The sequence below is a fragment of the Microcystis protocystis FBCC-A270 genome (assembly GCF_050500235.1).
GTDB classification, from domain to species: Bacteria; Cyanobacteriota; Cyanobacteriia; order Cyanobacteriales; family Microcystaceae; genus Microcystis; species Microcystis ichthyoblabe_A.
Genome location: NZ_CP191407.1, coordinates 4,091,312 through 4,104,506, shown reverse-complemented (window position 1 = coordinate 4,104,506; position 13,195 = coordinate 4,091,312). Strand labels below are relative to the sequence as shown.

General features: G+C 40.4%; 15 protein-coding genes and 2 pseudogenes. 12 read left to right on the top strand and 5 right to left on the bottom strand.

Going from position 1 to position 13,195, the window contains the following annotated elements; genetic code table 11:
- Positions 1–15: 15 nt before the first annotated feature.
- Complete coding sequence (locus tag ACQY1X_RS20015; protein ID WP_046661831.1) at positions 16–531, bottom strand: TIGR02652 family protein; 516 nt, start codon at positions 529–531, stop codon at positions 16–18.
- A gap of 108 nt (positions 532–639) precedes the next feature.
- Between ACQY1X_RS20015 and ACQY1X_RS20010 the strand changes: the two genes are divergently transcribed.
- The 7 genes from ACQY1X_RS20010 to ACQY1X_RS19980 all read left to right on the top strand — a co-directional run bounded on the left by ACQY1X_RS20010 (position 640) and on the right by ACQY1X_RS19980 (position 6,998).
- Positions 640–1,191, top strand: coding sequence for a gamma carbonic anhydrase family protein (locus tag ACQY1X_RS20010; protein WP_002753087.1), 552 nt, complete (start codon positions 640–642; stop codon positions 1,189–1,191).
- Positions 1,192–1,256: 65 nt separating this feature from the next.
- Complete coding sequence (locus ACQY1X_RS20005; protein WP_002737284.1) at positions 1,257–1,376, top strand: photosystem II protein Y; 120 nt, start codon at positions 1,257–1,259, stop codon at positions 1,374–1,376.
- Positions 1,377–1,627: 251 nt separating this feature from the next.
- Entirely contained in the window at positions 1,628–2,962 is a 1,335-nt protein-coding gene (locus tag ACQY1X_RS20000; protein ID WP_430013412.1) for an FAD-binding oxidoreductase, read from the top strand.
- A 215-nt stretch (positions 2,963–3,177) separates the two neighbouring features.
- Complete coding sequence (gene purB / locus ACQY1X_RS19995; protein WP_430015749.1) at positions 3,178–4,473, top strand: adenylosuccinate lyase; 1,296 nt, start codon at positions 3,178–3,180, stop codon at positions 4,471–4,473.
- A 49-nt stretch (positions 4,474–4,522) separates the two neighbouring features.
- The gene (locus tag ACQY1X_RS19990) at positions 4,523–4,657 is read left to right on the top strand and encodes a hypothetical protein (protein WP_002747389.1); all 135 of its coding nucleotides are present in this window, start codon (positions 4,523–4,525) and stop codon (positions 4,655–4,657) included.
- A gap of 27 nt (positions 4,658–4,684) precedes the next feature.
- The gene (locus ACQY1X_RS19985) at positions 4,685–6,145 is read left to right on the top strand and encodes an AAA family ATPase (protein ID WP_008206637.1); all 1,461 of its coding nucleotides are present in this window, start codon (positions 4,685–4,687) and stop codon (positions 6,143–6,145) included.
- Positions 6,087–6,998, top strand: coding sequence for a hypothetical protein (locus ACQY1X_RS19980; RefSeq protein ID WP_430013411.1), 912 nt, complete (start codon positions 6,087–6,089; stop codon positions 6,996–6,998). Before ACQY1X_RS19985 ends, ACQY1X_RS19980 begins: the two co-directional genes overlap by 59 nt.
- Positions 6,999–7,195: 197 nt before the next feature.
- On the opposite strand, the gene ACQY1X_RS19975 is transcribed toward ACQY1X_RS19980, so the two are convergent.
- Together ACQY1X_RS19975 and ACQY1X_RS19970 are read right to left on the bottom strand one after the other, a co-directional pair.
- Positions 7,196–7,897 carry a DUF4276 family protein gene (locus ACQY1X_RS19975; RefSeq protein WP_430013410.1) on the bottom strand — a complete coding sequence of 234 codons (702 nt, stop codon included), beginning with the start codon at positions 7,895–7,897 and terminating at the stop codon, positions 7,196–7,198.
- A gap of 10 nt (positions 7,898–7,907) precedes the next feature.
- Entirely contained in the window at positions 7,908–9,335 is a 1,428-nt protein-coding gene (locus ACQY1X_RS19970; RefSeq protein WP_430015053.1) for an AAA family ATPase, read from the bottom strand.
- 398 nt (positions 9,336–9,733) lie between these two features.
- Here ACQY1X_RS19970 and infC point away from each other — a divergent pair, with 398 nt between their 5' ends.
- Positions 9,734–10,264: a translation initiation factor IF-3 gene (gene infC / locus ACQY1X_RS19965; protein ID WP_002736104.1), complete on the top strand. Its 531-nt coding sequence runs from the start codon at positions 9,734–9,736 to the stop codon at positions 10,262–10,264.
- A gap of 292 nt (positions 10,265–10,556) precedes the next feature.
- Here infC and ACQY1X_RS19960 read toward each other — a convergent pair whose 3' ends face one another.
- Positions 10,557–10,856 (bottom strand): (2Fe-2S) ferredoxin domain-containing protein, encoded by a 300-nt coding sequence (locus tag ACQY1X_RS19960; protein WP_002786792.1) that lies wholly within the window; start codon positions 10,854–10,856, stop codon positions 10,557–10,559.
- Between the two features lie 186 nt (positions 10,857–11,042).
- On the opposite strand from ACQY1X_RS19960, the gene ACQY1X_RS19955 reads away from it, so the two are divergent.
- From ACQY1X_RS19955 to ACQY1X_RS19940, 4 genes and pseudogenes are all read left to right on the top strand, one after another.
- Positions 11,043–11,744 carry an NnrU family protein gene (locus ACQY1X_RS19955; RefSeq protein ID WP_430015052.1) on the top strand — a complete coding sequence of 234 codons (702 nt, stop codon included), beginning with the start codon at positions 11,043–11,045 and terminating at the stop codon, positions 11,742–11,744.
- An 88-nt stretch (positions 11,745–11,832) separates the two neighbouring features.
- Entirely contained in the window at positions 11,833–12,174 is a 342-nt protein-coding gene (locus ACQY1X_RS19950; RefSeq protein ID WP_016514592.1) for a thioredoxin family protein, read from the top strand.
- A 122-nt stretch (positions 12,175–12,296) separates the two neighbouring features.
- Positions 12,297–12,422 (top strand): annotated as a pseudogene (locus ACQY1X_RS19945) (vWA domain-containing protein); the annotation flags it as partial.
- Between the two features lie 2 nt (positions 12,423–12,424).
- Positions 12,425–12,820, top strand: a pseudogene (locus ACQY1X_RS19940) (PP2C family serine/threonine-protein phosphatase); the annotation flags it as partial.
- 19 nt (positions 12,821–12,839) lie between these two features.
- Here the strand turns inward: ACQY1X_RS19940 and ACQY1X_RS19935 are convergent.
- Complete coding sequence (locus tag ACQY1X_RS19935; protein ID WP_069473775.1) at positions 12,840–13,052, bottom strand: type II toxin-antitoxin system HicB family antitoxin; 213 nt, start codon at positions 13,050–13,052, stop codon at positions 12,840–12,842.
- Positions 13,053–13,195: the final 143 nt, after the last annotated feature.

The following is a 13,195-nucleotide window of genomic DNA, read 5'->3' as shown; positions in this document are numbered from 1 at the left end:
TTCAGTGATCAGTAATCAGTCAAAAAGACGAAAATAGGGATAACGTTTGGGAACCCCCGGTTCTTTTTCCAGATCAAAGTTAATTACATCCCAACAGGGTTCATCGGGGGCATCGGGACTAAATTCTACTGGTAAACCGTAGAGACGGGGAATAGTAGCTTCCCCCGGTTCATTACCGCGCCAAGTAGTGTTACGTTCTAGGTAGGAACTAACTAGATCGCGATAACGGTTGGCAATAATCACTTTAGTCGCTTTAAATCCTTGGGTATAGAGGCGATCGAGTGCTTCGTGAATCTCAAAACGAATACCATCCGGGTGAGTGTGTTGACGATACCACTCACCATTCCAGAGTCGCCAATGCCGTCCTGACTGCAAGTGAACCAACTCACCCGTTTTGGGATCGGCTTCAAAAGCCCCATGGCGCGGACACAAATAGGTATCCGTCAAAGTGAGGGCGGGGATTAGCTGCCGACAGTGAGGACAATGGATATCGGGGCCAAAAACAGGGTATTGTAAACTTGCATTGATCATGGAAGAACCTAAACTAAAAATTGTTATCTTTGTACCAATAATCCTATATATATTATACCCAACCAAATTGGACGGGTATTCTCTTTCGACTTTAGTGCAGATCCTCCCATGTCTTTAGATAACTTAAGATCAACTTCTAATTTCTGGCCGATTGTCGATGTCAGTCAAGCGGCTTTTATCGCCCCTAATGCCACGGTAATAGGCGATATTTCCCTAGCTGTGGGGGTGAGTGTTTGGTATGGGGCGGTATTGCGTGCCGACGTGGAACGCATCGAAATTGGGTCCTATACTAATATCCAAGATGGGGCGATCCTACACGGAGATCCAGGCAAAATTACTATCCTTGAAGATTACGTTACCATCGGGCATCGGGCGGTAATTCACGCAGCCCATATTGAACGCGGTTGTTTAATCGGCATTGGGGCAGTGATTCTCGATGGTGTGCGCGTCGGGGCGGGTAGTATTGTCGGGGCGGGTAGTATTGTGACAAAAGATATACCACCGCGATCTTTAGTGGTGGGTATTCCCGCTAAACGCGTCCGGGAAGTGTCGTCACAGGAGGCTCAAGAGTTGATTGAACACGCCGAGCGTTATGCTAAACTTGCCCTCGTTCATGGGGGAAAAGGTACTGATACCGGATTCCCAAAAGGGGCGGTTTAGGGTATAAATATAAAATGAGAATCAAGTAACAATCTTTTAAGCACTGACCGAGGAGAAGGAAATCTATGGACTGGAGAGTGTTAATCGTTTTAACCCCTTTGCTTATTGCTGGTGGCTGGGCTTTCTTCAATATCGGCGCTGCCGCTATTAGACAAGCTCAACAGTTTCTCAGCAAACAAAGTTAATAAAAGTTTATACTTCTTAGTAAAACCGATCCCCTAGGCGATCGGTTTTTAATTTTTTCTTATCCAGCGATCGCTGATTGGGGTGTAGGGTGTAGGGTGTAGGGTGTAGGGTGTGGGGTGTAGGGTGTGGGGGGAATAAATAAAAATAATCTCCTGAATCCTGAATCCTGACTCCTGAATCCTGTCTCCTGAATCCTGGCTCCTGAATCCTAACCCCACCAATATACCTTTTCAGCAATCTCTACCTAACCATGAAATCTAACTATCAAAATCTCATTGAAGAACTTGCCCATCTGGAAATTATCACCGATCCGGGGCAAGTGGCGAAACTTTCCTTAGATTATTATCATTTTAGTCCCATTTTAGAGGCACAACTGCAAGATAAACGGGCTGATTTAGTCATTCGTCCCCACAATAGCCAAGAAGTTATTGACATCGCTAAAACCTGCGTTAAATACCAAATTCCTTTAACAGTTAGAGGTGCGGGTACAGGTAATTATGGTCAATGTGTTCCCTTGCAGGGAGGAGTAATTTTAGACACAACCAAACTAACAAAAATTATCTCGATCGAACCGGGTACAGCACGGGTAGAAGCGGGGGTAAAAATGGCCTTTTTTGATAAACAAGCTCGCGCAATCGGTTGGGAATTAAGAATGGCTCCCTCTACCTATCGGACGGCGACAATTGGCGGTTTTATCGGGGGTGGCAGTGTGGGCATGGGTTCGATTAATTATGGACAATTGAAGGATAGAGGCAATCTGCAAGCAGTGCAGTTAGTCACCCTAGAAACAGAACCAAAAATTATCGAATTACGGGGGGATGAAGTAGAAAAAGTCAATCATGCCTACGGAACAAATGGCATTATTACCGAGTTAGAAATAGCCCTCGCTCCCTGTTATCCTTGGGCAGAATTTATCGTTACTTTTGCCGATTTTCTCACCGCCGCTAAATTCGGTCAAGCTCTTAGTGATAGTGATGGCATTGTCAAGAAAATGGTTAGTGTTCACTCCTGGCCAATTCCCGCTTATTTTACTGCTCTTAAGGATTATTTACCCACGGGAAAAGCGGCAGTTTTGTTAATAGTATCGGACAGCGATCGAGTTGCCCTAGAGTCTTTAATTCAAGAATATAATGGTGAACTTACCTACTATAAAACGCCAGAAGAAACCCAAAAAGGCAACAGTATCTTAGAATTTACTTGGAATCATACCACTCTCCATGCGCGTAGTTGTAACCCCAAAATAACTTATCTACAGGCTTTTTATTTTAATCTAGCCACGGTAGAGAAACTCTATAATTATTTTGGGGAGGAAATAATGATGCACCTAGAATTTTTGAGATTTCAAGGTAAAGTTATTCCCGCCGGTCTTCCCTTGCTAGAATTTACCACAGAAACTCGATTAAATGAGATTATTGCTATCTATGAACAACAGGGGGCAGCTATTGCCAATCCTCACACTTATATCATGGAAGATGGTGGCAGCCGACAGATTAATCCGCTACAACTAGAATTTAAACAACTCGTCGATCCCTACGGATTAAACAATCCGGGTAAAATGCGAGCATGGGTTGAAGCAAGGGGGTAGGGATTCGATTCAAGCTAAATTAAACAAGATAAGTAGGTAGGCGTTAAAAATTATCAGATGCCCCCCTTATCAAGGGGGGATTAAGGGGGGATCGAACCTAAAACACTAACCGGTGAAAAGGGAGTGGGGAAAACAAAACTCCCCGCTGCCCCCTGCCTATTCCCAGACTTACCCCGATCCGATACAATTAAACGGTTGTCTTGGAAGAATTAATAGTGATCGAGCGTTATACTCTCCCTGCAATGGGGAATTTGTGGACGGATAGATATAAATATCAAACATGGCTAGAGGTAGAGATAGCCGTCTGTGAAGCGCAGGCAGAATTAGGCTATATTCCGGGGGATGCAGTAGAAGAAATTAAGGCAAAAGCTAATTTTGATCCCGATCGCATTTTAGAAATAGAAGCAGAAGTGCGCCACGATGTCATCGCCTTTTTAACAAATGTTAACGAATATGTGGGCGAGCCGGGGCGTTATATTCATTTGGGTTTAACCAGTTCTGATGTATTAGATACCGCCCTGTCCTTACAATTAGTCGCCAGTTTAAACCTGATTCTAGAACAATTAGAAGATTTTATCCAAGCCCTGCGTTATCGCGCCCAAGAACACCGTTATACAGTCATGGTGGGACGTTCCCACGGCATTCACGCCGAACCGATCACCTTTGGCTTTAAACTAGCGGGATGGTTAGCGGAAGTGCTGCGAGGACGCGATCGTTTAATTCGCTTGCGCCAAGACATCGCCATCGGTAAAATATCCGGTGCAGTGGGGACCTATGCCAATATTGACCCGAAAATTGAGGCGTTAACCTGTCAGAAGTTAGGATTAGAACCGGATACCGCTTCCACTCAAGTTATCTCGCGCGATCGACACGCCGATTATGTGCAACAATTAGCCTTATTAGCGGCTTCGATCGAACGTTTTGCCGTGGAGATTCGCAACCTGCAAAGAACCGATGTCCTAGAAGTGGAAGAATACTTTTCCAAAGGACAAAAAGGCTCCTCCGCTATGCCCCATAAACGTAATCCCATCCGTTCAGAACGCTTAACGGGAATGGCGAGAATTATCCGTAGTCATAGCGTTTCCGCCTTAGAAAATATCGCCCTCTGGCATGAAAGAGATATTTCCCATAGTTCCGTAGAACGGGTGATGCTGCCGGATGTTTGCATTTTGACCCACTTTATGCTCAAGGAAATCACCGATTTAGTCAAAAATCTGCTGGTGTATCCCGAAAACATGAAGCGAAATATGAATGTTTACGGTGGCGTGATTTTCAGTCAAAGAGTTCTTTTAACTTTGGTGAGTAAGGGAATTAGCCGGGAATCTGCCTATAAAATCGTCCAAGAAAACGCCCATCGCGCTTGGAACACCGATAACGGCAATTTTAAAGCTTTTATCAGTCAAGATGAGCGAGTTACCACTATTTTATCCCCCGACGAGATCGAAAGTTGCTTTGATCCCCAGCAGCACCTAAATCATCTTAATAGCATCTACCAAAGGTTAGATATTTAGGGAGCTTTCAGTGATCAGCTAACCACTAGCTTGTTGCTTTAGAAAGGTAATGACAGCGTTTTGGATTGTCGGTTGGCGATCGATCTTTTCTCAGAAAGCGATCGCTGTTCGTTTCTCGATCAAGGTCGCGTTTGAAGATAAAACTAAAGAATCGGCGCAGGCGAGTACGAATCGGGTAAAATAAGGGTCTGTATTCGGAGTGTTCGTTTTTATGATGAAAATCAAACTCTTGAATTTAGGTAGTATTAAAGAGGCAGAAGTGGATCTTCGGCCTCTAACCGTTATTATTGGCCCGAATAATTCTAATAAAACTTATATCGCCTACTCGATTTATGGGTTATGGATTAATCAGCTTGACGGCTTTTATTTTTCTAGTGAAATTTTAGAAAAAATAGAATTTACAAATCAAGCCGATCATTGGTCTTTAAAAATAGACCGACATTTTTATGATGTTATATCCGAAATTGTTCAAAAGTCCGCATCTGAATTTAGCGGGATAAAACTACAATCTTTTTTCCAAGATTCTAGCGGCAAGATTTTTGAAAAAACGAAATTCAGTATCGAAATTTCCGAAGATGATATTAAAACAGCTATAGAAAAAGTTTTAGCGGATACAATTGAATATCGCGGGTCATTAGCTTCACTTGGAATCAAGAAAATCGAGCGAAGCGAGAACAATAATGAGATTTTATTTTATCAAGAAAAGGAAGATAAAATTAATAATTATAAAGACATAGTTTTTCTTAATTTTGTTGCTGCTGTTGTAAAATTTTCATTTTCCGACGCACTTCCTTTACCCGCCGAAAGAAACGCTTTTATAAATACCTATAAAATGCTGGGCAATAGAAGATATAAGCTACTTAAAGGGAATCAGAGAGAGCTATTGACACAAGGACGTATTAATAGACGTATTAATCGAGATAGACAGTTAGAGTTACTGAAAGAACAGGGAGATATTCGCTATCCTCAACCAGTAGAGGATTTTTTAGATTTTTTAACTGACATAGAACTAGAAAATAAGCCCGATCCCATTGCCAAAAACAAAAATGATTTTCAAAAATTAGCTGATCAAATTGAAAAGTATATTCAAAATAACAATAAAACAATCTTTAAAAAGACTAAAATTGGAGGCAGAGAAATTAAAGTTTCGGTAAAAAGAAGTTTAGAAATCGATCTTTATAATGCTTCCTCGTCTATTAAACAATTAGCCCCGCTTTTACTCTATTTACGCTATCGAGCAAAATCCGGGGATTTTCTGGTGATCGATGAGCCTGAAATGAACTTACATCCAGAATCTCAGGTAAAATTGTTAGAATCTTTAGCGATTTTAGTAAATTTAGGAGTTAGAATTTTATTGACGACTCATAGCCCCTATTTGATGGCTCATCTTAACAATATCGTTAATGGTAATCACCAAAATCCAGAACTTTTAGCCGAACAAGCTAAATTGCTTTATCTGCAAGATAGCCGAGCTTTTCTTAAAATGGAACAGGTTAGCGCCTATGAAATGAAAAATAATCAATTACTTTCTTTACACGACCCTGAATACGGTATTCGTTGGGATACTCTCAGCGATGTATCAGTTGATATTCAACAAAAGTTTTTTGCAATTTATGAAGCAGGACAACAAAACCAAGAAACCGAAGAAGAATGTTCCTCAGAAGAAGAATAAACTCGATTGGCAGAAATTTAACTTTTTAGAAAATTTGCTTATTTTCTGTACCGTACCCAATCGGATCGCTCCACCCGAAAGCGGTGTCAGCTTTCGGATTACCAAGCCAGAAAAAGATTCCGTTTGTATTTTATTTAAAACTGATCGTCAGAAGGATCCTCTCGTTAGAAATCAAAAGCAGAAAAGACCTGATTATTTATCTCTTTTTATTCAGAATGACTTACTTCTGCTGACAATTATCGAGATGAAGGGAACTAATAAAAATTCCACGAGTACAGGTATCGAACAAATTACAACTTTTAGAGATATTTTAAAACAAGAAATTGCCGATCATGTCACCAGTAAACTTAAATATAAATTACAAGCTATCCTATTAACTCCCTATAATGCCGATATTCCTCGAAAGGCGATCAAAGAGGAAGCGGAGAAAGGATTTATTATTTTACCTATCCAGTATAATTTGAAAGCGGAGCTTTATCCTTATGTTTCCAAGACTTACAGGAAAGCGGATTTAAGCAAAATAAATTATATTCACGACGAGCAACATAAAGAATCCGATTGTTTGTTAATCGAAAACTTGTTGGCTAGACAAGCATCGGACAAACGTGAACAGGATAACTATTATTTATGTAAATTCACTCCCACCAAAGATAGACAAGGCATCTATATAGATTATCAGGTGTCGAGCGATCGAGACTTGATCACCCTATTAACCGATCCGCAGGGAAAGAAAGTTCAATTGGCTTACTGTAGTGATGATTCTCAAAGTTCAATCGATCAAATTCAGGAAGAGATTAAAAATTTAAACATATATGGAATGGTAGAGATGGTAAGTCGCCTAATCAATAGTTAGTATAAAAAATAGGTGTAGAGAAATCGGCGTTGCTGATTTGAGATATGAATCTTCTTTTCTGGTATTTTTAAAACCTAGAGCCAAACTAACTTTTGCACGGGAACCTGCACAGTTGCCATTCATGCCTTGATTCAGCAATGCCGAAAATTAACCATCTCTGCCATTACTTTAGAAAAATGGTATTAGCAAGGTCCTATTCACGTTTGATCAGGATTATCTTCTATATTGTTGACTTTCGTTAATTGTGGAAAAATATCTCGTACTGCCTTTTCAAATTTTTTGTAGGAAGACAAGGATTCTAATTTCGACAATGGGATGTTTGTACCAATCGGTGAATATAAATCGTCAATTTTTAGTTTATTTCGATACCGTTTAGTTATACCTTCTCTGGCTTTATTGATGGCATTTTTAATCGTTTCTTTCGGATTGCTAAAAGATTCGGGATCTTTATCGATTGCTAACTCACTATCACTTTTATTTGTACACAATTCTTTTTTTAGTAATTCTTTGTCTGCTAATATCCAGGCTTCAGTCATTTGTATTGGAACGATAGCAACTAAATTTTTGCATAAGTCTCGCTCGTCTGATTTAATAGCATTAAAAGCCGGATCAATTCTTTCCTTAAATGCGTTTTCATCTGTTTTATCATCTGCGTCTGCATGGAAGCACAAAACCATTGCTCCCTTCTCCACCGCTTGAATTGCATATTTTTTAGCTTTTTCTCGGATATTTTCGCCAGAGATTTGTGGAAGACAAATTGGGTCAAAAATTTCTATTTCTTGTTCATCGTCAAGAGCAACTCTCTCGAAAGTGCGCTGAATAATATTCGTTAAAAATCTATGATCGGAACTGCCTTCTGTAGCTAAGGCAATAATTATTTGTTTGATTTTTTTTGCCATCTTAATTGATTTACATTAATTGGTTTTGTTGATTTTTAATATTTTTAATCGCACTTTCAGCATCAGCAGTTTTTAGATATTCGACAACTTCCGAGAGAGTTAGCTTGGCCTCATTTTCGGAGAAAAATAAGGTTAATTGCTTTTTATTATCTTTGATAACAGGGTGAAAATTACTGCTTTTCATCTTAATTCGCTTCCCTTCAATAGTGGATATTCGATTGGTAAGTTGAGAAAGCCAAATGCTGACATTTTTATCATCTTGCCAATTAATTAATTGACTCACCAGAACTGGAGAATGAGTGTTCACTATTACTTGGCGTAAAGGCATTTCAGTATCTTTAAAATCGACAGTTAGCTCTTTTAATAATCTTGCCATTGCTTCAATACGAAAAGGATGAATGCCATTTTCTGGCTCTTCAAAACACAGTAATCCTGTGTGTTGTCGGTCGTATTGCAGGACACATAATGTTAATAAACGTAGGGTTCCTTCGGAAAGCACTCTTGAAGAAAACTCCCGACCATCATCACCTTTTACCTTGATAATAAATTGTCGATTTGCTTTGTCATCATAAACATTAACTTCTGTAAGATTCGGTAGCAGATTATTGAGATCACGGGAAATTGCTGTGAGGGTATATTCATCATCTTGTTTAATGCGAAATAAAGCAGCGGCTAAATTCTTTCCGCTTGCTGTTATTGTATCTCTGATGCCCATATCTTGACGCGTAGGTTCTCGCAGATCTTCGGGATTAAGCTGCATAAAATTCCAACTCAGCATTTCTTGTTTGGCGGCTAATATATGTTTAAAATCTATGGTATTAATGCTGCTTAAAACAGTTTGTGATGCGTTTTTTGCGGGAAATACTTTTTTATTCCCTTGTTGACCGTCTTGAGGTACAACAATGGTAGCAATACCATTAATATCTTCAGTCTTAATATAAGGAATCGCTCTCCTACCCGTTACTACTTTTGGTCGCCAAGTTTCCAATACTGTCTTAGGAATATAATTTTTTACCCAATTATCTTCATTGTGCTTTAAATTTTCTAAACATTCATCAACAATATACAAGTTTTCAAATCCACTTATATTAGACTCTCGTTTAATTTTTAATTGATAGCGCAACCTTGTATATTTAAGATCGACTTCCCCACCCCAATTATCTTTTACCTTGCGATTGACTAACATTTCAACTATAAATTCCATTTCCGTGGCGTAGTCGTCCTCATCATACTGGGTAAAAAGTTCGCTAGGATGTCCTCGTTGCTCGCTAAAAGCCGTCTTCAGATCCACTTCTGCCAACCGCGCCAACAATTTCAAAGCATCAAATAAATTACTCTTACCAGAAGCATTAACCCCAGCAACTACAGTAAGCGGCGTGAATACCATTTCAAAATTATGAAAGGATTTAAAGCCATGAATTTTAATATAAGTAATCATAGTTTTAGGCGATAGGTAATATTAAAACATCAGTGCAACATTTAACCATACTGGAAAATCTTATCAACTTTCGCCCGATACTGTCCTACTATAATCTAGACATTGGTTTACAGAGGTAGGGCGGTTACGCCGATTTTGTCGGGTGCGTTACCTGCCGCAAAGGGAACGCACCTTACCGATCGATTCCTGAGAGTATAGCGTCTTAGTCTAACAAAGCCCATAGACAACAGCTTATCTGGCTGACGGCTGGGGGCTGACGACCGGCGGCTAAAAATTAACATTGCAAGAAAACTTAACAATTGGCCAAGAAACTCGATCGAGTAGGTAGAATAGCAAGTAAACCATTTTGTAAACTCCAACCGATTAACTAACTAGAATAGAGATAACCCAGAACGCCTGTGATAGATAAAAGACGCACTACTCGCGATCTCCCCCAAATTAACGAAAGAATCCGCTTTCCCGAAATCCGCGTTATCGATAGCGACGGCTCTCAACTGGGAATTATTACTCCTGCCGAAGCTTTGCGCGTGGCCGAAGAAAAGGAACTTGATCTCGTCCTCGTCAGTGAAACGGCAAGTCCTCCCGTTTGCCGGATTATGGACTATGGCAAGTACAAGTTTGAACAGGAGAAAAAAGCCCGCGAAGCCAAGAAAAAACAGCATACAGCCGATATAAAAGAAGTTAAAATGCGCTATAAAATCGATGAGCATGACTACAACGTGCGAGTCAACCAAGCGCAACGTTTTTTAAAAGCGGGAGATAAGGTAAAAGCGACGATTACCTTCCGAGGTCGGGAAATTCAACACTCTAACCTAGCGGAAGAATTACTGGCTCGCATGGCCAAGGATTTAGAGGATGTGGCTGAGGTACAGCAAGCACCAAAAAAAGAAGGTCGTAACATGATGATGATGTTATCGCCGAAAAAATAACTAACTAATCCAGAAAAAGGGGCTAAGTCCCCTTTTTTGTTCTTCGGAAATCCCGAAAGGAACCCGATCATTTAAGTAGCTGGTTATAATTAAATTAAAAATGGATTTTAGGTTCGATCCCCCCTGCCCCCCTTGATAAGGGGGATGTCTGATAATTTTTAACGCCTACCTACTTAAAACAAATGTATTATCCGAGAATTAAGTCTCTGGATTGAAATCACAGGCACTCACAGGGGTTAACCTAGTAGCAAAAGACTATTGCGAAGCATAACCTAAAAATTGATTACCGAGTTTACTGCCATTGAGCGTGAATGCGTGGATGGAGTAAACGCTCGACCGGTTGACCGTTTTTTAAATGTTCCTCGACAATCTGATTGACATCCTCTGGTTTAACACGACAGTACCAAGTTTCTTCGGGAATAATCCTCACCGTGGGGCTAGTGCTACACTGTCCTTGACAACCACTGGTCATAACGATGACATCTTCTGGGAGAGCTGCCGTTTGCCAAGCTAAAAGAAGCTCGGACGCACCCTGCACCAAACAGGAAGAATGCTGACAGACCATCACAAATCGCTTTTGGGGATAAGACATATTACCTAAAAAGTTGCAAAATTGGATAGTTCCCCGGTTATATTCTTGGGAGTCGCTTTGGGGAAGCATAGTTTTATTTTGCCCCGAATCCCCGATACTGGCAACACAAAAAAAAGGGGCTGAAAATTAACCATCAATCTTTAAAATAGAATTGGGAGAAAAATTTAGTCAATCAAGAGGGTAAAAGTGGCATTCGCTAGTCATTGGATCATGTTAGGTTTATTATTGGGTTTTGCTGTTGCCCATAGCGGATTAGCCAGTTTACGAATGCGGGGAGAAGTCATCATCGGTGCGCGACTGTATCGGGTATTATTTGCCCTTGTGAGTATCCCTCTAGCAGTAATTTTAGTAGTTTATTTCTTCAATCATCGTTATGATGGTTTGCTTCTCTGGCAAGTACAGGGAGTAACTGGAGTTAAAACCCTAGTTTGGATACTTTCGGCCATTTCTTTTTTCTTTCTCTATCCTGCCACCTTTAACCTGCTGGAGATCGCCGCTATCCAAAAACCCCAGGTTCATCTCTATGAAACCGGCATCCTGCGCGTTACCCGTCATCCCCAGATGGTAGGACAGGTGATCTGGTGTATTGGTCACACCCTCTGGTTAGGGACAAGCTTTACCCTATTAACTTCCCTAGGTTTAATTGCTCATCATCTTTTTGCTGTCTGGCATGGCGATCGCCGTTTAGAAGACCGTTACGGAGAGGCATTTTTAAAGATCAAAGAACGCACCTCAGTGGTTCCCTTTTTAGCAATTATCGATGGTCGGCAAAGTCTAAAATGGCAAGAATTCCTTCGTCCTGCCTATCTAGGAGTAACAGGGTTTATTTTACTCCTCTGGTGGGCGCATCCTTGGCTAATGCAAGCAACAAGTAAAATTTATTGGTGATTTTGCTCCCAACTCCTTTCCTGTTGATCCCGATTGGTGTAGAATGGCTTCTATATCAAAATAAAGTTTTCATAAAATACGTTTAGACATGATACTATCTGTCAACGAAAAGAGCTTCCCTAAGCTAGTTTTAGAGTCTTCTCGTCCGGTTCTCGTGTATTTTTGGGCGCCTTGGTGTGGTTTATGTCGTTTAATCCAACCCACCCTCTTTTCTTGGCAAAATGAGTGTCAAGATGCGATTCAATTAGTCGGTGTCAATGCCGATAATAATTTTAAATTAGCTAATAGTTTTCGTCTGCGTAGTCTGCCTACTTTAATTCTCTTCGATCGAGGTGTTCCGGTTCACCGTCTGGAGGAAATTCACAGTCGCGAGGAATTGCAACAAACCCTGCGACTAATAGTCAAAAATCAAATCCCGCGTTCAGCTTAAGGGAAAGATATCTTTTCTGATGGGACTGGCAGAGATAATATAATGGGACAAAAAGTAGATAATCCCAATTGCTACAACTCCCATAGTTCCCCCAGTTCAAAAAATTAGGAGGCTTGAAAAAAATGCCGATTGGTGTGGCTGAATTTGTCGAAAATCAGGAAAATCGCTGTCCTGTGGTACTACTACTAGATACCTCTGGTTCAATGCAAGGGGAACCGATTAAGGCTCTCAATGATGGGATCAAAACCTTGATTATAAATTATTGGGTCAGGATGTTTTGATTGGAGCCGTGGCTGATGGGGCCGGTAGTGCCAAACATTCGGATTTGGGTGCGAAAATAACAGTTGAAGCAGCGCTGCATTTTTTAGAGGAAAATCTCGAAAAAACAGCATTTGCGGCAACTGAAACTGAAGCGGAATTAAAGGAAATATTCTGGCAAATGTTGGCTTATGTTCAGCAAATTCTCCAAGAAAAAGCCGAAAAAGAACAGTTAGATATTAATGATCTGGCGACAACTTTACTGGTTGTTTTGGTTACTTCAAAACGATTGGCGGCGATGCAGATAGGAGACGGTTTTATTGTGTTCAAACCTCTGGGAGGAAATTATCAGTTATTGTTGCAGCCTGACAAGGGGGAATGGGGAAACAATCAGAGAAACTTCATCATTAGGTAAATAATAGTCGTCCTTTTGGTTCAGGAATGATTCGTTCTAGTTGTTTGGCACTTTCAATCCATTCTTGAATAACAAGTTCAGCATTTTGTACAGCTTCTTGATAGGTTTCTCCATCTGCCATACATCCTGCTAATTCTGGAACTTCAACAATAAAAGCTTGATCTTCCTCACTCCAATAAATAATTAATTCATAGCGAATTTTCATCTTTCCCTCCTAATTTATATTTTAAAATTAGATTACGAATTTGTTTGATTTGATAAGTTATGTAGGTTGGGTTGAACAGAGTGAAACCCAACAATTATAGGCTTTGTGTTGGGTTTCGTGCCTCAACCCAACCTACTACTACT